This window comes from Sphingomonas sp. AOB5, from assembly GCF_029433115.1.
GTDB lineage: Bacteria > Pseudomonadota > Alphaproteobacteria > Sphingomonadales > Sphingomonadaceae > Sphingomonas.
Genome location: NZ_JARNTV010000019.1, coordinates 17,700 through 36,524, shown reverse-complemented (window position 1 = coordinate 36,524; position 18,825 = coordinate 17,700). Strand labels below are relative to the sequence as shown.

17 protein-coding genes are annotated in these 18,825 nt (G+C 65.0%); 6 read left to right on the top strand and 11 right to left on the bottom strand.

The features are described from left to right. Nucleotides 1-205: 205 nt before the first annotated feature. The 9 genes from mtnA to P1X14_RS10370 form a co-directional block, all read right to left on the bottom strand. Nucleotides 206-1,249, bottom strand: a complete 1,044-nt coding sequence (mtnA, locus tag P1X14_RS10410; RefSeq protein ID WP_277315290.1) for an S-methyl-5-thioribose-1-phosphate isomerase — start codon at nt 1,247-1,249, stop codon at nt 206-208. Next, nucleotides 1,246-1,878, bottom strand: coding sequence for an acireductone synthase (gene mtnC / locus P1X14_RS10405; protein WP_277315289.1), 633 nt, complete (start codon nt 1,876-1,878; stop codon nt 1,246-1,248). Before mtnC ends, mtnA begins: the two co-directional genes overlap by 4 nt. Beyond that, entirely contained in the window at nt 1,875-2,426 is a 552-nt protein-coding gene (locus P1X14_RS10400; protein WP_277315288.1) for a cupin domain-containing protein, read from the bottom strand. The genes mtnC and P1X14_RS10400 overlap by 4 nt, the downstream gene beginning before the upstream one ends. Continuing rightward, nucleotides 2,423-3,049, bottom strand: coding sequence for a methylthioribulose 1-phosphate dehydratase (locus tag P1X14_RS10395; RefSeq protein ID WP_277315287.1), 627 nt, complete (start codon nt 3,047-3,049; stop codon nt 2,423-2,425). The genes P1X14_RS10400 and P1X14_RS10395 overlap by 4 nt, the downstream gene beginning before the upstream one ends. A 371-nt stretch (nt 3,050-3,420) precedes the next feature. Next, nucleotides 3,421-4,653 (bottom strand): serine hydrolase domain-containing protein, encoded by a 1,233-nt coding sequence (locus P1X14_RS10390; RefSeq protein ID WP_277315286.1) that lies wholly within the window; start codon nt 4,651-4,653, stop codon nt 3,421-3,423. A gap of 58 nt (nt 4,654-4,711) precedes the next feature. Beyond that, nucleotides 4,712-6,253, bottom strand: coding sequence for a carboxylesterase family protein (locus tag P1X14_RS10385; protein WP_277315285.1), 1,542 nt, complete (start codon nt 6,251-6,253; stop codon nt 4,712-4,714). A gap of 61 nt (nt 6,254-6,314) precedes the next feature. Next, nucleotides 6,315-8,561, bottom strand: coding sequence for a TonB-dependent receptor (locus tag P1X14_RS10380; RefSeq protein ID WP_277315284.1), 2,247 nt, complete (start codon nt 8,559-8,561; stop codon nt 6,315-6,317). A 98-nt stretch (nt 8,562-8,659) separates the two neighbouring features. Next, entirely contained in the window at nt 8,660-9,868 is a 1,209-nt protein-coding gene (locus P1X14_RS10375) for a hypothetical protein (protein ID WP_277315283.1), read from the bottom strand. 104 nt (nt 9,869-9,972) lie between these two features. Then, nucleotides 9,973-10,713 carry a GntR family transcriptional regulator gene (locus P1X14_RS10370; protein ID WP_277315282.1) on the bottom strand — a complete coding sequence of 247 codons (741 nt, stop codon included), beginning with the start codon at nt 10,711-10,713 and terminating at the stop codon, nt 9,973-9,975. A 184-nt stretch (nt 10,714-10,897) separates the two neighbouring features. On the opposite strand from P1X14_RS10370, the gene P1X14_RS10365 reads away from it, so the two are divergent. Continuing rightward, the gene (locus P1X14_RS10365) at nt 10,898-11,848 is read left to right on the top strand and encodes a serine hydrolase domain-containing protein (protein WP_277315322.1); all 951 of its coding nucleotides are present in this window, start codon (nt 10,898-10,900) and stop codon (nt 11,846-11,848) included. A 57-nt stretch (nt 11,849-11,905) separates the two neighbouring features. On the opposite strand, the gene P1X14_RS10360 is transcribed toward P1X14_RS10365, so the two are convergent. After that, on the bottom strand, nt 11,906-12,628 hold the full coding sequence (locus P1X14_RS10360) for a L,D-transpeptidase family protein (RefSeq protein WP_346770451.1): 723 nt from the start codon (nt 12,626-12,628) through the stop codon (nt 11,906-11,908). Nucleotides 12,629-12,893: 265 nt separating this feature from the next. Between P1X14_RS10360 and P1X14_RS10355 the strand changes: the two genes are divergently transcribed. Genes P1X14_RS10355 through P1X14_RS10335 form a run of 5 tightly spaced genes read left to right on the top strand, consistent with a single transcriptional unit; the run spans nt 12,894 to nt 17,228 of the window. Continuing rightward, entirely contained in the window at nt 12,894-13,613 is a 720-nt protein-coding gene (locus P1X14_RS10355) for a murein L,D-transpeptidase catalytic domain family protein (protein ID WP_346770450.1), read from the top strand. A 46-nt stretch (nt 13,614-13,659) separates the two neighbouring features. Next, a complete protein-coding gene (locus tag P1X14_RS10350) occupies nt 13,660-15,711 on the top strand; it encodes an NAD(+) synthase (protein ID WP_277315280.1) in 2,052 nt (683 codons plus the stop codon). Nucleotides 15,712-15,727: 16 nt separating this feature from the next. Then, the gene (locus P1X14_RS10345) at nt 15,728-16,213 is read left to right on the top strand and encodes a hypothetical protein (RefSeq protein WP_277315279.1); all 486 of its coding nucleotides are present in this window, start codon (nt 15,728-15,730) and stop codon (nt 16,211-16,213) included. 23 nt (nt 16,214-16,236) lie between these two features. Then, a complete protein-coding gene (locus P1X14_RS10340; protein WP_277315278.1) occupies nt 16,237-16,725 on the top strand; it encodes a hypothetical protein in 489 nt (162 codons plus the stop codon). Between the two features lie 23 nt (nt 16,726-16,748). Then, entirely contained in the window at nt 16,749-17,228 is a 480-nt protein-coding gene (locus P1X14_RS10335; protein WP_277315277.1) for a hypothetical protein, read from the top strand. A 3-nt stretch (nt 17,229-17,231) separates the two neighbouring features. Here the strand turns inward: P1X14_RS10335 and P1X14_RS10330 are convergent, their stop codons facing one another. Then, entirely contained in the window at nt 17,232-18,824 is a 1,593-nt protein-coding gene (locus tag P1X14_RS10330; RefSeq protein ID WP_277315276.1) for a response regulator, read from the bottom strand. Nucleotide 18,825 lies beyond the last annotated feature (1 nt).

Sequence of the window (18,825 nt, the reverse complement as noted above, 5' to 3'; positions counted from 1 at the left end):
GTTCAAAGAACAGGTGTCGAAGTCGAGCAGCCTAAATCCAACATTTCAAGCGCGGACAGATGACCGCTCCCTCTAAATCCTCCCCCGGAGGGGGAGGTGGCATGCACAGCATGACGGAGGGGGAGAGCCACAGGCGATTTCGCTTGGGGCGTCCCCCTCCACCGCTTCACGGTCCCCCTCCCCCTCCGGGGGAGGAATTTAGCGATCAGATCCGATCGAGCACGCCGCGTTCGGTGATGTAGCCGGTCACCAGCCGTGCAGGAGTGACGTCGAATGCCGGGTTGGCCGCGGGTGAGTCCGTTACGCGGATCGTCTCGATGCCGTTCGGGCCGGGGCCGGTCAGCAGCGTGACTTCCTCGGCACTGCGTTCCTCGATGGGGATATCGGCGCCAGTCGCGGTGTTCGGATCGAAGGTCGTGTAGGGCAAGGCGACGTAGAAGGGCACGCCGTTGTCGGCGGCGGCGAGCGCCTTCAGATAGGTGCCGATCTTGTTGCAGACGTCGCCGTTCGCCGTCACGCGATCGGTGCCGACGACCACGGCATCGACCTGACCCTTCATCATCAGCAGGCCGCCGGCATTGTCGGTGATCACCGTGTGCGGGACGCCATGGTTGCGCAGCTCGAACGCCGTCAGCAGCGCGCCCTGATTGCGCGGGCGGGTCTCGTCGACCCAGACATGGATCGGGATGCCGGCGTCATGGGCGAGATAGATCGGCGCGGTGGCGGTGCCGTAATCGACGGTCGCCAGCCAGCCGGCGTTGCAATGGGTCAGGATGTTGAGCGGGCGATCCGGATGCTTCGCGTGAAGTTCGCGGAACAGCGCGAGGCCATGCTCGCCAATCGCGCGGCAGAGTTCGGCATCCTCGTCGCAGATTGCGTCGGCGCGCAGCCATGCGGCTTCGGCGCGAGCCTCGGGCGCCAGCGGCTCGACCGCCTTGCGCACCTCGTCGAGCGCCCAGCGCAGGTTGATCGCGGTGGGGCGGGTTTCGAGCAGCTGGTCATAGGCCGCGTTCAGGGCCGAGTCCGAGGGATCGACGTCGAGCGCCATCGCGAAGCCATAGGCCGCGGTTGCCCCGATCATCGGCGCGCCCCGGGTCCACATCTCGCGGATCGCGACGGCGGCTTCGTCGGAGCTGAACAGTTCGACCCACACGATCTCCCAAGGCAGCTTGCGCTGATCGAGGATGCGCGCGCCCGTGCCATCGGCAGTACGCATGATCGAACGGGTCGGCTGGCCTTCGAGGATCATGGGAGGACTTCCGCAAGCGTTGCGACGTCCCCTGCCCCGCCCTCGCGATCGATCAGCAGCGCCTGCATGCCGGCGGCACGGGCGGCGTCGATTTCGGGCTGGATATCGGAGACGAACAGGATTTCGGCGGGCGGCAGATCGAGCGCCGCCGCGATCTTCGTATAGGATTCCGCCTCGCGCTTCGGACCGGTGGTGGTGTCGAAATAGCCCGACAACAACGGCGTCAGGTTCCCCGCGACCGAGCAGCCGAAGATCAGCTTCTGCGCCTCGACCGAACCGGAGGAATAGATGTTTACCGGCACGCCCAACTCGCGCCAGCGGACCAGCGCCTCGGGGGTATCGGGATAGACATGGCCCTTGAGCTCGCCCTTCGCATAGCCCTCGGCCCAGATCATGCCCTGCAGCGTCTTGAGCGGGGTTTCCTTGGCGTCGTCATCGATCCAGCGGAGCAGGGTTTCGACCGGATCGCCTGGCACCTGCGCCAGGATCGGCGCGGTTTCCTGCGGGTGACGCGCGACGAAATCCGCCAGATGCGCGCGGGCATAGGGGAACAGGGTCTCAGCGACAAAAGCGATGCTGCTCGTCGTGCCTTCGATATCGAGGAGGATGGCCTTGGGTTGAGGGGTCACGCGGCCTCGGGTTCGTGGCGGGGGAAGCGATCGGCGATGGCGTCGCCGGTGAAATTGGCGATCCAGCCATCGGCATTGGTGAACAGGCGGATCGCGGTGAAGCGTGGGCTTGGCCCCATGTCGAACCAGTGGCGCGTGCCGGCGGGGACCGAGATCAGGTCGCCCTCCTCGCACAGCACGGCATGGACGCGATCCTCGTCGCGCAGGGTGAACAGCCCTTCGCCCTCGACGAAGAAGCGGACTTCGTCCTCGCTATGGCGATGCTCGGAGAGGAATTTGGTGCGGAACGCATCCTTTTCGGGGTGATCCGGGACCATGCGGATCACGTCTACCGACTGATAGCCATTCTCGGCCTTCAGCCGTTCGATCTCGGGCGAAAAAGCCTCGAGAACCGCAGCCTGATCGGCATCGGCAGGGATCGGCCGCGACGGCCATTGCTCGAAACGCACGCCGATCTTCGTCAACGCGTCGGCGATCTGCGCGGGATCGCGCGTGTCGAGTTCGACCGCGTTCGCATCTGCCGCGTCGAAAATCCTCAGTCGCGTCATGCCATGCCCTTTCGGAAGCCTGCTTCGGCCAGTTCGGCGGCGATCAGCCATTCGGTTGCTTCCAGCACCCGCTCGGCTTCGTCCAGATCCTTGCCCCAGGCATAGAGGCCATGGCTGCGGATCAGATAGGCGGGCATCGCGCCGGGCTGGATCAGTGCGGGCGAGACCGCGGCATCGATCACCGCCATGTCCTGGCTGTTGTCGACGATCGGCAGGCGAAGTTCGGCCTCGTGCGTGGTGGTGCCGGGAAAGGCCTTGAGCATCTCGTGACCGCGGAACACCCATTCGTTCGCGCCGGTCGCCGCGCGGCTCATGCCGACGGCTTGCGGGGAATGGCCGTGCAGGACGGCGCCGGTCGCCGGGAAGGCGCGATAGATTGCGAGGTGAAGCTCGGTTTCGGCCGAAGGCTTGCCGGGGGTCAGCGGATTGCCGTCGGCATCGACGCGCATGATGTCAGCAGCGGTCAGCCGCCCTTTGTGCTTGCCCGAAACAGTGACCGCGAAGCTGCCATCGTCGAGCCGCGCGGAATAATTGCCCGACGTGGCGGGTGCCCAGCCGCGCGCATCGAGGCGGCGGCCAATCTCCACCAGCGCGAACGCCGCGTCACCGAATGCCATGCTCATCCGACTGCCTCTAGCGAGGCAATGTTACAGCGAAAAGCTCCAGTGTTTGGCGCCGGAGATCGACGGGCGGCTGTCCAGGGGCGAGTGGAAGGCACTATGGGGTCTGCTTCTACACGCGAGGGCAAAACCCGAACGCTTCACACCAGACCCGCGCCATCCGTCTCCGTGGTCCACCACCTCGAGCCGGGCCGGTGACGGCCCCCGCCGGGTGCGAGCCCAGCATCATCGATGCGCTGGGTATCGGGTCTGCTCGACACGGCCATTGCCAGCCTGAGCGCAGGCTTCCCGCTCGCCGGCGAACCATGGCGAACGGGAAGTTGCTGAAGGCCGCTCACGGCCGGGTTTGCAGGACGGAGCCGTGCCGAACCCCGCTATGACGGCGTACGATTTGCGATCGCCGTCTCGATAAGGTCCTGCATGACCTGTTCGAGTTCCACGCCCTTGCGATCGCCGCCGACCGAGATTTCGGTGGCGATCAGCGCGTAATAGCCCGTTTCACGATCGATCCAGCCGGTCCAGCCATAGGCACCGGGCGAGCTGTTGATCTTCGAAGCGGCACAGTCGCTCGGCGTGTCGCATTCCACGAAGGAGCCAAGGGCATATTCCCAGTTCACCGCGCCCGCCGGGATGAACAGCCGTGTCAGCCCGGCGGTCCGTTGCTGGGTGAAGGCATTCATGTCGACGATGAAGCTGCCGTCGAGAAAGGCGCGCAGCAGCTTGGCATAGTCGCGCGGCGTCGAGAAGGCGCCGCCCGCGACCCAGGGATTGGTCGGAGCGCCCGTCGCCGGATTGTACCAGGTGGTGTTCGTCATGCCGAGCGGGGCCGTCACATGCTGCAAGAACAGCTCATGAAAGTTGCGCTGGCGCGTCGGTACGACGCCGGGCGCCGTGCTTACGTCCTTGGCCTCGAGATAGGCGGCAGCGACCTGGATGCCGTGCGGACCGTAGCTGAACTGCGCACCCGGCGCGTTGCCCGGACGCAGGATATCGTACCGGAAGTCGTGAATGTCCTTCGCGCAATTGTATAACGTCATCAAAGGCAGCAACTGGCAACCGCCGACGAGCGGATTCGCGTTGAAGCCCGAGGTCATCGACAGCGTGTGTTTGAGCTTGACGTCCTTCTTGGTCCCGCTGGTCGTCCAGAAGGCCAGCGGCGGCGCCATCGTATCTTCGAGCGAGACGATCCCCGCTTCGGCCATCCTCATGCCCAGCGCACCGGCAAACCATTTCGACGCCGACGCGAGCGGCGTTACCCGATCGATGTCGAAACTGCCCTTCTCATACGCGAACAGATAGTCGGGATCGGACGCATTCCCGACAATGAAATAGCCGTTGGGAACCTCGGTATCGGCATCGATCGCCGCCTGCAGCGCGGTCCAGTCATAGGTGAAACCGCCGACCGAAGTCGACAAGTCGGCCAGCGCTGGCGCCACCGCCACGAGCGCAGGATTTCCGGCCGGAGGTGGCGACGCAGGAAGCTGTACGACGACTTTCCCCGCCCTGTCGTCACCACCGCCGCCGCCGAAACTGCTCTGCGCCGCAAAGGCGGCGACACTTGCAACCGCGGCACCCGCGGCAAGGCACATGAATACTGTTCTTCCCATGTCTTCTCTCCTGTCTTCGTTGCTTGTTGTCGAAACGGAGGAATCGCGCGGGCAGCAGCTAGGGTCTGGTGGCGCGGTTCCCGAAAAATGCCCCCAAGATCAAATCGAGCTGCGCCCTGCGAAAGCCGGAGACGATGCGCGCGTCCGGCGTCAGAAGCGCAAGCTGGTCGGCGGCTTCGGAATAGCGTGGCCATTCGGGGGCCAGCGCGCAGCGAGGTGTCCCTGTCCTGGCGAAGGCGATCCAGCAGGCCGAAACTTGCCCCGCGAACCTTTGATCTTCCGCGCTTACGGGCCCCGCCAGCGACGAGAAGTAATCGAGCGTTCCGAAAAGATACGGAATCTCGGATCCATGGGCGGCGCCCTTGGCGGTGCTGCGCCGCGCGGTCGCGACATAGTCGAAATGATAGAGGTAGGACGACGCGCCCCCTGCGGTTCGCGCCGCCAGCCATCGCGCCGGTGCAACGAACCAGGCGTCGCCGAGCACCTGCCGAGCAAGCTCGTCGTCCGCAATTCCGGTGCCATAGGCCATGCGCCCGGCGGCCTGGTCTCTGCCAATATAGCCGAGTGCGCTGGCCGCAGGCACGCCCATTGCGAGGATGACGCTCGCTTCATTGCCGTTCGCGCCGACGAGCAGCGGGACATCGACAACTTCCCTGCGCGCAAGGGTCATCCACGGCGCCTCGCGAACGAGCATGCCATCGAGGATCGGGCCGGTCATCGCGCCGGCCGGCCCTCCCTTTCCCGCGGCGACGAGGGCGGCAACGGGAATCCGGCGCAAATCGGCCATCGAACCACCGGCAGCAGCGCCGGCGCGAGTGGCCAGATCGACGTCGAGTGCCGCCTGCCGGGCAAGCGGGCGCGGTTCGAACAACGCGATCCCGGATTGCACGATCGCCCGTGCGAACAGGCCTTTTGCCTGAGGCTGGGCCAGGATGGTCGTCACGCCAATGGCGCCGGCCGATTCACCGAAAAGGGTGACCTGGTGCGGATCGCCCCCAAAGGCAGCGATATTCCTCTGCACCCAGCGGAGCGCTGCGAGCTGGTCCATCAAGCCATAGTTCGCGACGGCTTCGCCTCGCGGCGCAGCAGCGATCACCGCCGGATGCGCAAAATAGCCGAGCGCGCCGAGGCGGTAGTTGATCGTGACGACAACGACGCCCTGGCGCGCGAGAGCAGTGCCGTCAAATGCCGGGAACGTGCCCGAGCCGATGACATTGGCGCCGCCATGGAGCCATAGCATGACGGGGAGCTTGCGCGCCCCGGCGGGCCGCCAGACATTGAGCTGGAGACAATCCTCGGACTGATGGTCCGCGATGCCGCCCGCGACGATGGCGGGGCGCACCGGCTGCGGGCACGCCGGCCCCAGCTTCGACGCGTCGCGAATTCCGGCCCAGCCGCGCGGCGGGCGCGGTGCGCGCCAGCGCAAATTCCCGACGGGAGCTTCTGCGAACGGAATGTCGAGGAAGCGCTCCACGCCGTTGCTCCCAACGCCGGCAAGGCGTCCCTGCGTAAGCGTGACGAGCGGCGCCGCATCCGCCGCGTGCACAGGCACCGGGTTCAGCCACAGGGCCGCTGCGGCGATCGCGATCCATACACTCATCCGCATGCCGGCATCCTCCTTTCCCGGCACAAGGCTTGCGACCTCGCGCCGGCGAGCATGGCTAGAACGAGATCCGCCCCTCGACACCGACGAGCCGGGGCTGGCTGTACCGGTTGATCGTCGGCGCCTGTGCGACGTAATAGACCTGGTCGAAGAGGTTGTTTGCGAAGACGCTGATGTTGATCTTGCCGATCTCGACCCCGACGCGGAGATTGACGAGGACGTAATCGTCCAGGTTGACCGATGCGGGAGTGAGTTCCTGCTTGCCGCCCCATTGGCCGCTCACGAGGATATTGCCGGTCAGGGCCACCTCGGTCGCGACCGGATAGCGCAGATTGAGATTGGCCGAGGCCAGCCAATCGGGAACCTGCGCCAGATCGAGGCCATTATAGCGCCCGCTCTTGACCTCGCCGCCCTGACGGGAGCCGCTCAGTGCGAGCCGGCCATTGCCTTCGCCCAGATCGAAGCTCTGGATATATTCCGCCTCGATCCCCCAGCTCCGGGCGCTGCCGGCATTGGTCAGATAGCTGACCGCCGCCACCGGACAGGTCGGATTGGTGAGCGCGCAACCATCGTCCACCTGGGCGATGAGATCCTTGAGCTCGGTGTAATAGCCCGCGATCGCAAAATAGCCGCGACGGACCGGACTACCCTTGAGTCCGATCTCGTAGGAGGTGCTGTTCTCGTTGCCGAAGAGGACCTGCACCGGGCTGGGCGCGCGCGGATCGGACAGGCGGGTGTTGAACCCGCCGGCACGATAGCTGGTACCGACCTTGCCATAAGCGAGGATGTCCGGCGCCAGCCGGTACGACAGGGTGGCGTTATAGGAGAGATTCCCCGCGCTGATACGGTCATCGATGACGCGCGAAGCCCCTCCCGTCGGCAAGCCGGTGGCGAGATCGTAGAGCCGGGCGGTGATGGTGCGGCTGTCCTGCGTGTAGCGCAGTTCCCCGGTCAGGTTGAGGCTGTCGGTCAGGTCGAAGCCGAGCGAGCCGTAGGCCGCATAGCTTTCGAAACCGAGTCCCGCGGGGGCGATATTTCCCGGCGAGGGATTGGCGAGCGTCGGCGTTCGTGTGGTGGTTACCGAAAAATCGCTGTCGAGCAGCAGCAACTCCGCGCCGACGAGCCAGTTGAGGCGATCGCTTTCGCCGCTGACGTGAATGTCTTGCGAGAAATTGTCCGTCGTATCGCGGACATAGGAAGCGGTGCTCGGATCGAGCGGAGTCAGGGCGCCGATCTGTCCTGCCGTGCGCGCACGCGCCAGTTCGGCCGGGCTGATCGCATCATTATCGAGATCATATTCGGAATGACGCTTGCGGAAGGAAGTCGTCGAAGTGAGCTCGGCGCCGCCCAGGTCGATGCGGAAGATCGCCTGCAGTCCATCTACGTCCTGGGATGCGCGGGGCGCTGTGCTCCAAGGATAGCGGAAGCGATCCTGGATATAGCCACCCGGAAAGCCCGGCGTGCCCGCGGGGATGAATATCTGGTAGTGGATCGCGGGGGTGGTGAGCCGTTGGGTTTCGGCAAGGATGATCGCATCCACCGGACCGCGCCTGATGCGCAGTTGTCCCCGTACCCCATGCCCCTTCTGCTGGTCGAAATAGACGTCATTGTCCGGATTGTAGAAATAGCCCTTGTTCTGCTGGACGAGATCGCCGCTGACGCGCATCGCAACGCCGTCCCCGAGCGGTAGATTGATGGCGGCCTGCGCCTGGAAGCTCTCATTCTCGAACCCGAAGCGCGCGCTTGCCCAGCCCGAGAAGTTGAACTCCGGCTCCGCCGAGATGATGTTGACCGCGCCGCCCACGGCGTTCCGGCCATAGAGTGCGCCCTGCGTCCCGCGCAGCACCTCGACCCGGCCGATGTCGAGCATGTCGATGCGCGTGAAGTTGCGACCGCCCACCGGCCCGCCCGCGATATAGGCGCCGTTGCGATAGAGGCCGACGCTCGGATCGCCATTGGTCGCGCGCGCGGTCGACGAGGCGCGGATCGAGATCTCGGAAGTGATCGACGAGCTCAGATTGTTGAAGCGGACGCTCGGCTGGTCGGCGAGCAATTCGCCGCTCCCGATCGCGCCGCCGCGATCGGCCAGCGACGTCGCGTCTATGACCGACGCCGCGGTCGGCACATCGGCAAGCCGTTCCTCGCGGCGGCGGGCGGTGACCACGATGACGCCGTCATCGTCCTTCGCTTCCGCGGCTTCACTGATCGGGGAGGTTCCGGGAACTGCATCCTGAGCAAGTGCGGGCGTAGCGACCGCCACCCAGATTGCAGCCGTGCAGAATAGAGCGCGCCTCTGGCACCGCATAAACATCTCCCCTAATCGACTTGTCATTTATTATCGATAATTTCTGTCATTAGGGCGCACGAGTCAAGCCGTAAAAAATGGGCACTTCGATCGGCTGTTCAGCGCTGGTGCGGAATGATGGCGGTCAGAAACTCGCGAAAGCCGCGCGCGGCGGCAGCCAGCGGCTCGAGTGCGATTGTCGACAAATCGTCGGTCACAGCGTGGTGATGCCGGTGTGCACCAAAGACGCCGGCATGACGCGAATAGCCGGCTCCGATGATCTCGGCGAGTTCACCCGCCGCCCCCTCCGCCGACGCATAGGCCATCTCGATCCCGGGCTGGCCCTTGAAAACCGCGCGGGCACGCTCGACGAACTCGGGCGAGGTCATGAGGAACCGGTAGGGATCTGCGCTCGGCAAGGGAAGCAAGCGCCCCGGCAGCTCCTGATAGTCGCGCGTCGCCGCGTTGGCGCCGAGGTGCAGCCAGAAATCAGTTTCCGCGGTCGGTGGCCCTACGGTCTCGACGATATGGCTCGCACCGAGATTCTCATATTCATGCCCGCTGTTGCAGACGAAGAGCAGGCTGTGCCGCGGATAGGCACGGGGCATCCATTCGGCGAGCGCAAGCCAGATTGCGATCCCCGGTCCCCGCTCGCCGACGCAATCGGTCCACCCCGACCGCGGGGTCGACACGACGAGCCAGGGGCGAGCAGGACGCGCCAGCCGGCCGATGACATTCTCGGCGACCCGCATGCCCCCATTGCCGGAAAGACGGAGCGTCGCTGCGCGGCCATGGCGTGCGGCTTCGATCACGGGCGCCGCCTGGCGCGGCGCCAGCAACGCGATCGGCCTGTCCGACACTGGGCGATCGACCGCCACGTTGAGAAGCAGTGCCTCGCCGGTGGGGCCGGTCGTGACGAGGACGATCGCACTCGCACCGCGCACCAGCGCACTGGCGATCGGTTCACGGACCGCACGGTCTGCAAGGGTCGACCAACGGCGATAAGGCAAGCGCACGATCGCGATCGTGCCATCGAGCCGTTCGGCCGTGTCGGCGAGACGCAGGGGCGCGGTGAGGTCGACGCCGCCCTTTGCCGCCGGATGCGGCTGCGCAACCAGCGCGATCGCGAGATCCCCGACAAGCAGCTCGCAACGGGACGCCTCGAACCACGGCACGTCGAAAGCCTGTCGCTCGACCGCATAGCCCCATCCGGCCAGGCGCCCGGCAATCCAGTCGGCGGTCCGGCGGTCACCCGCCCCGCCCGACTGCTTGTTGCCCGCTTCGGCATATGACCTGACGTCCGCAAGAAGCCGTTCGGGCGCGAACATGGATTCATCCTTGCGATCTCGCGCCGCAGCGGATCCGGCAGGCAGGGCGACGGACGCCACAAGACCCGCCCTGAGGAAGTTTCGCCGATCGGTCGTGCGGCCGCTCATGAGGCCCTGGCGCGGCGGCGGCCCGGCTTCGGTTTCGCGTGCCGCGCCTTGTACTCATCGAGCGCCTGCCCGAAACTGTCCTGCGTCACGCCGATCAGGCTGCGCGCCGCGGCATCCGCGGCATCGCCGTCCCGGGCCACGATGTGGCGGCAAAGTGCTTCGTAGAGGACAGCCGACCGCTTGCCCGCCTCACTGCCATGGCTGTCTATGTAGCTGTCGGTGTAGACATTATGCTGCCAGCGCGCGAGCAGCGCGACCCTGTCGAGTAATTCGAGCGCGAGCGGCGCATTGCTGCGTTTGGCAATGAAGCGGCCTATCCGGTTCGAGACCTCGATATGCTCGAACGTATTCCCTGTGCGGGTGGTCACGTCCTTATATTCGACCAGCCGGTGCATCAGTTCCCGCCCGTCCCGATCGGTCATCGCGGCGGCGGCAAGGCGACAAACCACGCCGAACAGCGACTTCCAGAGTTCATAGACCTCGTTCGCAGCATGTTCGTCGATATCGATGACATGCGTGCCGCGCCACGGCACCACCTTGACCAGGCCAACGCGCGCGAGATGCCGAAAGGCTTCGCGAACCGGCGCATGGCTTACGCCGAACCGCGTCGCGATCTCGCGTTCGCGCAGCCATGAACCCGGCGGAATCCGCCACGCAACGATATCGTCGGTCAGCAAGCGCGCGATAACGCGATCCTGCGTCGGGGCGCTGTCTTCTTCCGTTTTCGTCTCGGCCATCTGTTCCCGTTCGGTTGTCTCCGCCCCTGCTCTCTTCCCGATTGGCGGCGCAGACGAGCAGCGGAGGATTGCGAATGAAATTATTATCGATAATATACGTAATAACAAGTATTAGAGACAGGAGCGGAGCTTGAAACTCAACATTTTCCTTCTGGTCGCCACAGCCTGGGCAGCACCGGTGGAAATGGCCGAGTCCGGGCCGCTTCCGGTCTGCGCGGCGGCCCTGGCATATTCGCAGGCGCACGATGGCGTCGCGCTGCTTGTCCTCCAGGACGGCAAGATACGCTGTGCCTCCAGCGACATCGCCGAGCCGCAGGAACTCTGGTCCGGGACAAAGAGCCTTGTCGGGCTGATGGCCGCGGCCGCAGTTCAGGACGGACTCCTCACGCTCGACGAACGCGCGGCGGATACGCTGGGCGAATGGCGCGACGATCCCGAGAGATCGAAGATCACGTTGCGCCAGCTCCTCTCGATGACGGGCGGGCAGACATCGTCGGTCGGACGACCTGCCGGCTATCAGGACTCGTTGAACGCGCCGCTGACCTCGGCGCCGGGGAGCATGTTCCAGTACGGCCCGGCCCCGATGCAGATCTTCGGCGAGATCATGCGCCGCAAGCTTCTGGCGAAGGGCGAGGATGGCAATCCGCGCACCTATATCGAGCGACGCATCCTGACGCCGCTGGGGGTGCGGATAGCGGCGTGGCGCAACGGGCCGGACGGGGCGCCCCTGATGCCCCAAGGCCTCGTCCTTTCGGCCGTCGAATGGGCAAAGATCGGCGAGTTCGTTCGCGCAGGCGGCAGGCTGAATGGCAAGCCGCTTGTCGAGCCGGCGGCTTTCGCCGACCTGTTCAAAGGCAGTCGCGCCAATCCCGCCTATGGGCTGACCTGGTGGTTGCCCCGCCCATCCCCCGCCACCGATCCGGTCACGCGATCCACGGATATCACCCTTCATGCTGCGGAACTGCCGGCCGACATGGTGGTCGCAGCGGGCGCGGGCGATCAGCGCCTCTTCGTCATCCCGTCACGCCGTATCACGATCGTGCGCCAGGCGAGGCTCGACCTGACGGCGCTGGCCGACGGGAGGAAAAGCGGCTGGTCCGACAGCCATTTTCTCAACCTGCTCCTCGCAAGATAGACACCTCCCCCGATGCCCGAGGCCGGACAGGCCCGTGCCGTCGGCGGGACCGAACCCTTAGCGCGTGCCGGCGGGAATGGGCTGCACCACTTCGCGGGTGGGTCCGGTGACCCATGACGTCGACGGGCGGGTGCCATCGTCCCTGACCGGCGCGAGCGCGGGAGGGCGCTGCACGCTGGCGGTGACCAGATTGTAGCGCTCCCCGGCGAACTGGCTGGGATCGGCCTGAAGCCGCGGCGGTGCCCATGGGTTGGTGCGCGGATCGTCGACCGTCTCGTCGATCACCGACACGGTGCCGCCCATCTCGGTCATCGAGAAGAGTTGCTTGGCGAACTCGTTGGGCAAGCGGATGCAGCCGTGCGAGGCTGGATAGCCCGGCAGCTTGCCTGCGTGCAGCGCGATCCCGTCCCAGCTCAGCCGCTGCATCCAGGGCATCGGCGCGTTGCTATAGAGATTGGAGCGGTGGAACGGCTTTTTCTGGAGGATGGTGAATTCGCCAGTGGGCGTTTCCTTGCCTTCCTTGCCGGTCGAGACCGTGCTGACGCCGATCAGCGCGCCGTTGCGATAGACGTACAGGACCTGCGCGGGGATCGACACGACGATGGAGACCGGACCCTGATAGGTGCCGGCCGGCGTCAGCGTTTCGAACCACATGAACTGACCGGGCTTTAGCGAGATCAACTCGACCTGATTGGGTTCGATCACCTGCGCAGCGGCAGGCAAAGACCCCATCCCCAATACCCCCGCAATCGAGACGGCAATCACGCGCCACGGCGCCATCGGCAAGCTCCCTGCATCCACCGGGAATCACCCCGGCGTTCAGATTGGTTAACGCGATTAACCCATTTTGGTGCCTTGGGCGAATCATCGGGGCGCCGGAATCTCGTTTCGGAGCCAACCCGTTGTTCGGCCTAAGGAAAACCACTGACGCGGCGATGAACCGGGCAAACTATGCGGCGAAATGCCCAGTCTGGGACAGTTGTTCAGCAATTGGCAGGAGAAGATTCTGTTATATGTTCTGCGCAGTGGGGAATGATTTTGGGCAATGACTGAGGCTATGGATTCACTGGAATCGGCACAGACGCGGCGCGCGATCATCAAATCGGCGCTCGTAGTGGCAGGCGGTATGGCCGTGACTGCCTGTACAACGAAAACTGCTTCGGTCGCAGCGCGCCCGATGCCGTTGCCGGTGGCACCCGTTCCGATTCCAGTCAAAACGGTTCCGGCATCCACTGCGCGTAACATCACGCCGCAGGGCATCCGCCCCGAACTGTTCCGCAAGGCAATTGCCTCGCTCAACCGCCATTCAATGCGAATCCCGATGCACGACCGCATCGCGATCGCCGATTTCGCGATCCCCTCCTATCGTCCGCGCTTCCACATCGTGAACCTCGGCACCGGCCGGGTGGAGACGCTGCTGGTCGCGCATGGCATCGGATCGGATCCGCAGCACACCGGCGTGCTCCAGAATTTCTCCAACGCGGTCGGATCGGAAGCGACCTGCGAGGGCAGCTTCGTCACCAGCGACTATTATGTCGGCAAGCACGGCATGTCGCAGCGGCTGGAAGGGCTGGACCCGACCAACAACAATGCGCTGGACCGCGCCATCGTGATCCACAGCGCCTGGTATTCGAACCCCGAGATGATCAGCAAATGGGGCAAGCTGGGCCGCAGCCAGGGTTGCTTCGCGGTGGGCGAACAGGACCTCGCCCGGCTGTTCGAACGGCTCGGCCAGGGGCGGATGATCTACTCCGCGAAGGTCTGAGGGCAGCGCGGCTTGGCCTGAACGCGCCGTGCGACTAGGACACGGCATGGCCAAGGCGCATCCCTTCTATTCGCTTCATCGTCAGGGCATGATCCGCGCGGGCGTTTGCACGCCTATCGCGACTGCAGGCGATCCGGCGGCAAACGCCGAAGCGGCGATTGCGCTGGCCAAAGCGGGTGACGCAGAAAATGCGGACCTGCTGGTCTTTCCCGAGCTGAACCTTACCAGCTATGCGATCGACGACCTGCATCTGCAGGACGCGCTGCTCGACGCGACCGAGGCGGGTGTCGCGGCGATCGTGGCGGCCAGCGCGACGCTGAAGCCGGTGCTGCTGGTGGGCGCGGCGCTGCGGCGGAACGGGCGCGTCTATAACTGCGCGCTGGCGATTGCGCAGGGCCGCATTCTGGGCGTGGTGCCCAAGAGCTTCCTGCCCAATTACCGCGAATATTATGAGAAGCGCTGGTTCGCCTCCGGCCTTGGGCTGAGCGGGCTGAGCATCGATGTGGCGGGGCAGAGCGTGCCGTTCGGCACCGACCTGATCTTCGCGGCGAGCGACCTGAGCGACTTCGTCTTCCATGCCGAGATTTGCGAGGATTACTGGGCCCCTACCCCGCCCTCGACCGCGGGTGCGCTGGCTGGGGCCTTGGTGCTGTGCAACCTGTCGGCTTCGAACATCACCGTCGGCAAGGCGCGCGAGCGGGCGCTGTTGAGCGCGTCGCATTCGGTGCGGACGGCTTCGGCCTATCTCTATTCGGCATCGGGACCGGGCGAGAGCACGACCGATCTGGCGTGGGATGGCCAGGGCGAGATCTACGAACTGGGCGAGTTGCTCGCCACGTCCGAACGGTTCGAACTGACGACCGAGATCGTCTATGCCGATATCGACCTGGAGCGGTTGCGCCTCGAGCGGATGCGGACAGGCACGTTCAACGATGCTGCTGCCGCCGCCGGCCACCCGGAGACGCGCTTCCGCCGGATCGCTTTCGATCACCAATCGAAGTTCGAGGATATCGGATTCCGCCGCAAGCTGAGGCGTTTTCCGTTCGTTCCCAATACGCCGTCGAAACTGGCCGACGATTGCTACGAAGCCTTCAACATCCAGGTGGAGGGTCTGCGCAAGCGGATCGTGGCGACCGGGGCGAAGCGGCTGGTGATCGGCGTTTCGGGCGGGCTGGATTCGACCCATGCGCTGATCGTAGCGGCCAAGGCGATGGACCGGCTCGGCCGGCCGCGCTCCGAGATCCTCGGTTTCACCATGCCGGGCTTCGCGACGAGCGACGAGACCAAGGCCAATGCATGGGCGCTGATGAAGGCGCTGGGCGTGACCGGGGACGAGATCGATATCCGTCCGGCCGCCAACCAGATGCTGCGCGACATGGACCATCCCTATGCCAGCGGCGAGCCGGTCTACGACATCACCTTCGAGAATGTTCAGGCGGGGCTGCGCACCGACTATCTGTTCCGCCTGGCCAACCAGCGCGACGGTTTCGTGGTCGGCACGGGCGACCTGAGCGAGCTGGCTTTGGGCTGGTGCACCTATGGCGTGGGCGACCATATGAGCCACTATGCCGTGAACAGCGGCGTGCCCAAGACGCTGATCCAGTACCTGATCCGCTGGACGGTGCAGACCGGGGAGTTCAGCGGCGATACGGCGGAGGTGCTGAGCCGCATCCTCGGCACCGAGATTTCGCCCGAGCTGGTTCCGGCCGATGCCGAAGGAAACATGCAGAGTACGCAGGACCGGATCGGCCCGTACGAGCTGCACGATTTCTTCCTCCATTATACGATTCGCCACGGTCTGCGCCCGTCCAAGATCGCGTTTCTCGCGCTTCAGGCATGGCAGGATAGCGATGCGGGATCGTGGCCCGAGGGGTTCCCGGCCGATGCGCGCAATCAATATGATCTGGCGACCATCGCCAAATGGCTGGAGACCTTCCTCTGGCGCTTCTTCCAGACCAGCCAGTTCAAGCGTTCCGCCATTCCCAACGGACCCAAGGTTTCGGCGGGCGGCGCGCTGAGCCCGCGCGGCGACTGGCGGGCGCCTTCGGATGGGGTAGCAAAGCCATGGGTAGAGGAGCTACGATCCAGCCTGCCGTAAAGGTGGAGGGGATTCGATGCGCCGTTTGATGCTCGCCATCGCTGCTGCAGCAGTGTTGCCGCTGACGCCCGCGCTGGCCGACTGGCCGCCGTCGAAATGGGGCATGACCCCCGAACAGGTTCAGGCAGCGGTGCCGGGCGCGAAGATCGTACCGTTCGACAGCAGCTTCAACCTGCGCGGACTGAACCTGCTGGCGGAAGCGCCGGTTAGCGATGCCGGATTGCAGCTCAAGGCACGCTATTACTTCGCGCCGGGAACGCGCCAGCTGGGCATGATCGACTTCCTGCCGAACAATCCCGATGACTGTGCGGCCTATCGCAACGCGTTGATTGCGCGATACGGCAAAGGTGAATCGGAAGAGAGCGTCATGGGTGAAGGTGACCAGGCGTTCGATGTGCTCGCGATCGAATGGCCCAACGCAGGCACGGACCGGATGAACTATGCAGAGGCAAAGCGCGGCGACATGATCGGCATGTGCAAGCTGATCATCCAGAAGCGCTGAACCAACCAAGGGGGAGAATGACGATGCGATATTTGTTGCTTGCCGCCGCCGCGGCCGTGGTGCTGCCGCTGACGCATGCGCTGGCCGATTGGGCGCCCAGCAAATGGGGTATGACGCCCGAACAGGTGATCAAGGTGGTGCCGAACGCCGTCGCGATGCCGATGAAGGAAAACCAGATCCTGCGGGGCCGCCACATGCTGGCCGAGGCCCCGACCAGCATCGGCAATTATCCGGTCACCGCGCGATATTATTTCTCGCCGACCAGCCGCACGCTCGAACTGGTCAACCTGACCATGACCGACCGGCCGCGCTGCGCCGCGTTCCGCGACATGCTGGTCGCGCGCTATGGCGCCGGCGAGCGCCGGGATGTCGACGAGGTTACCCCGAGCGGCGTACCTTATGTCAGCACCACGATCGAATGGACGAATGTGGGCGGCGACCGGGGGACCTATTCCGATGCGCACAGCCCCACGGTTTTCGGTCTGTGCAAGCTGATCGTCCAGAAGCGCTGACGCCGTAAGATCGAGGATTGAAGATGCGCAAGATTGCAATTGCGGCGGTCGTGCTGCTCGCCTCCGCCGCGCCCGCGCTGGCGGAATGGGCGCCGTCCAAATGGGGCATGTCGCCCGAACAGGTGATCAAGGCGGTGCCGAACGCGGTGGCGGTGGTGCGCGACGGCGACGGCAAGGACGTAAGCGGTCACCACCAGCTTGCGACCGCGCCAACGAAGGACGGCGCGATCCAGCTTCAGGCCAATTTCTATTTCGAACCGGGCAAGCGCCAGCTGGCCTTCATTCAGTTCGTGCCCGGCACCGCACAGTGCAAGGACTATCAGACGCTGCTCGAAAGCCGCAACGGCGCCGGCAAGCATGACGACAAGGATCTCGATAAAATCCAGCTGACGGTGATCGAATGGGTCGAGGCCGGCAGCAAGGACAAGCTGAAATATGTCGGTGTCACGGCCAGCGCCAATGGCGCCTGGCTATATTGTCACCTTCACCGCGAGAAGCCGTAACGCTCAGCCCCCGAGGAGGCGCGCGACGTTGCGGAGCAGCTCGCGCGTCTCGAACGGCTTGCGCAGCACGGTCACTTCGTCGCCGGTCACCGCATCGAGCGTCGCAGAATCCGCGAAGCCGGTGACGAGCAGCACCGGCAGGTTCGGATTGGTTTCGCGCACGCGGCGGATCACCTCCGCGCCACTCATGCCGGGCATGGCGAAATCGACGATCAGCAGCTCCGGGCTGGTTTCGCGCACCAGATCGATCGCCTCGTTACCGTTGATGCCCTGGGCGACGGTGGCGCCGGCCAGAGTCAGCGTGTCGGCCAGCGTCACGCGTACCTGATCGTCGTCATCGACCAGCGCGATCAGGCGGCCATGCAGATCGATGCGGGTCGTCGAGCTGGCGACTTCGCCAATCACGCGCGCAGGCTCGCTCGTGGAGAGCTTGAGCAGCAGGGTGATCCGCGTTCCCTTGCCCTCTTCGCTCTCGATCACAAGCGATCCGCCCGACTGGCGCAGCACGCCGAACGCCATGCTCAGGCCCATGCCGGTGCCCTCGCCCACTCCCTTTGTGGTGTAGAAGGGTTCGACCGCACGGGTTGCGACTTCGGGCGACATGCCGGTGCCGGTATCGGCGACGGTCAGCGCTACATAGTCGCCCGCGGGCAGATCGGACGCGACAGCGCCGCTGCGCAGCTCGGCCGAGATGGTGAGCACCCCGCCTTCGGGCATCGCATCGCGCGCGTTGAACGCCAGGTTCAGGATCGCGAGTTCGAGCTGGAGCGGATCGGCCTCGACATTGAGTGTCGGATCGATCGGCGTGAACTCGACGCGCGAGAGAGGCGCAACGGCACGCTCGATCAGGTCATGCGATCCCTCGATCAGCTCGGCGATGCGCACTGAGGTGAGCTGGAGCCGCTGGCGGCGCGAGAAGGCGAGCAGCTGGCCGGTGAGCGAGCGCCCGCGCTCGACCGCATCGAGCGCCGCGCCGGTCCAGCGCACGACCTTGTCGGGATCGTCGGGCTTGCGCGAGAGAAGTTCGAGATTGCCGGCAACCGCCTGAAGCAGGTTATTGAAATCATGCGCGATTCCGCCGGTGAGCTGGCCCACGGCCTCCAGCTTCTGCGACTGCATCAGCGCGGCTTCGGCCTGTTCGCGCTGGGCGATCTGACCGCGCAGTTCCTCGAGCACCGCGTCGCGTTCGGCGATCATCGCGGCGAGCTCGGCATTGGCGGCCTGCAGCTTGGCCGGAGACGGCAGCGCGGCAGCCTTGGGCAGCAGCGGCCAAAGGACCACGGCGGTGAGGATCGAGGCGATGGCGGTGATTACCTTCACCAGCGCCTCCAGCCCATAGACGCTTTGCCACATCGTCCAGATCGCGATGATATGGGTCAGGCCGCACGCCATGATGAAGGTGGCGAAGCACCAGAAGATCCAGCCGAATTCGAGATCGCGGCGACGGCGGACGAGGATGACGAGCGCGACGGGAATCGAGAAATAAGCAAAGGCGATCACCGCATCGGCGACGACATGGGTCCAGAGCAGCCAGGGTTCCCAGTACAGGCAATAGCCGTGCGGCTGGTAGCTCGCGTTCCAGAATGCATCGAACATG

Bases quoted from the DNA above. Each gene is read 5' to 3' on its own strand.
- mtnA (WP_277315290.1), bottom strand. From the start codon at position 1,249: ATGATCCTCGAAGGCCAGCCGACCCGTTCGATCATGCGTACTGCCGAT.
- P1X14_RS10400 (WP_277315288.1), bottom strand. From the start codon at position 2,426: ATGACGCGACTGAGGATTTTCGACGCGGCAGATGCGAACGCGGTCGAA.
- P1X14_RS10395 (WP_277315287.1), bottom strand. From the start codon at position 3,049: ATGAGCATGGCATTCGGTGACGCGGCGTTCGCGCTGGTGGAGATTGGC.
- P1X14_RS10390 (WP_277315286.1), bottom strand. From the start codon at position 4,653: ATGGGAAGAACAGTATTCATGTGCCTTGCCGCGGGTGCCGCGGTTGCA.
- P1X14_RS10385 (WP_277315285.1), bottom strand. From the start codon at position 6,253: ATGAGTGTATGGATCGCGATCGCCGCAGCGGCCCTGTGGCTGAACCCG.
- P1X14_RS10380 (WP_277315284.1), bottom strand. From the start codon at position 8,561: ATGCGGTGCCAGAGGCGCGCTCTATTCTGCACGGCTGCAATCTGGGTG.
- P1X14_RS10375 (WP_277315283.1), bottom strand. From the start codon at position 9,868: ATGTTCGCGCCCGAACGGCTTCTTGCGGACGTCAGGTCATATGCCGAA.
- P1X14_RS10370 (WP_277315282.1), bottom strand. From the start codon at position 10,713: ATGGCCGAGACGAAAACGGAAGAAGACAGCGCCCCGACGCAGGATCGC.
- P1X14_RS10365 (WP_277315322.1), top strand. From the start codon at position 10,898: ATGGCCGAGTCCGGGCCGCTTCCGGTCTGCGCGGCGGCCCTGGCATAT.
- P1X14_RS10360 (WP_346770451.1), bottom strand. From the start codon at position 12,628: ATGGCGCCGTGGCGCGTGATTGCCGTCTCGATTGCGGGGGTATTGGGG.
- P1X14_RS10355 (WP_346770450.1), top strand. From the start codon at position 12,894: ATGACTGAGGCTATGGATTCACTGGAATCGGCACAGACGCGGCGCGCG.
- P1X14_RS10350 (WP_277315280.1), top strand. From the start codon at position 13,660: ATGGCCAAGGCGCATCCCTTCTATTCGCTTCATCGTCAGGGCATGATC.
- P1X14_RS10345 (WP_277315279.1), top strand. From the start codon at position 15,728: ATGCGCCGTTTGATGCTCGCCATCGCTGCTGCAGCAGTGTTGCCGCTG.
- P1X14_RS10340 (WP_277315278.1), top strand. From the start codon at position 16,237: ATGCGATATTTGTTGCTTGCCGCCGCCGCGGCCGTGGTGCTGCCGCTG.
- P1X14_RS10335 (WP_277315277.1), top strand. From the start codon at position 16,749: ATGCGCAAGATTGCAATTGCGGCGGTCGTGCTGCTCGCCTCCGCCGCG.
- P1X14_RS10330 (WP_277315276.1), bottom strand. From the start codon at position 18,824: ATGTTCGATGCATTCTGGAACGCGAGCTACCAGCCGCACGGCTATTGC.